Genomic DNA, 676 nt, shown 5'->3' with positions numbered 1-676 from the left:
CCAGACTTAGCGGCATTTTTGCCGGATAACACAATGCACTGCGAAAAATTAACCAGCCTGAGAAACGCTAAAAAGACACTGCGCAGTTGTAAGCCCTCACTGGTTATACTCTGTGTAGGCTCCGATGATGATATTTCCCTCTGTCAGTCGGTAGCCCAGTATATTCGTCAGGGGCTGGTTAACCAGGATACCCGTATCATTCTTATGCATAACCCCACTCAGCAACTGGACGAAGTAGTCTGGCTGGAAGAGTACCAAATCAATGCCTGTTTAACGGCGTCTGAAGCGAAAGCCAAGTTTAATGCCAGTGTGCTCAAACGGGAGCTGGCCACTTTTGAGTATATTGAAAACACCTACCGTCAGCACGATGCAGAAACAGAATTGCTGGTGTGTATCACACGCTTTTCACGAGGCGACGAAAAGCTCACGGCGCTGCTTTCAACCTTCTCAAATGCGCTGGCGAGATTATGCCATGCCCACTGCAGTTTCGAAATTTACCTGGAAAACACATCGCGTTTTCGGGTGCGTGGTTCCGATACTGCCAGCAACGATCTGGCAAAAACTATGCAGGCATTGTTATCAGAGGGCGGGCTGCCGGCCAGCCTTGCTCAGGCAATAGAAGAACAGCATCCACAAATTCACCTGCTCGATGAAAGTGGCGGACTGGAGCCGGTTA

1 protein-coding gene is annotated in these 676 nt (G+C 49.6%); it reads left to right on the top strand.

The features are described 5' to 3' along the window. Positions 1-33: 33 nt before the first annotated feature. Positions 34-676 (top strand): hypothetical protein (locus ACFI6J_RS21555; RefSeq protein WP_462586405.1); only part of this gene is annotated, 643 nt, incomplete at its 3' end.

This window comes from Alteromonas sp. G4i13 (genome assembly GCF_054960505.1).
This window is presented reverse-complemented; position numbering and strand designations above follow the sequence as displayed.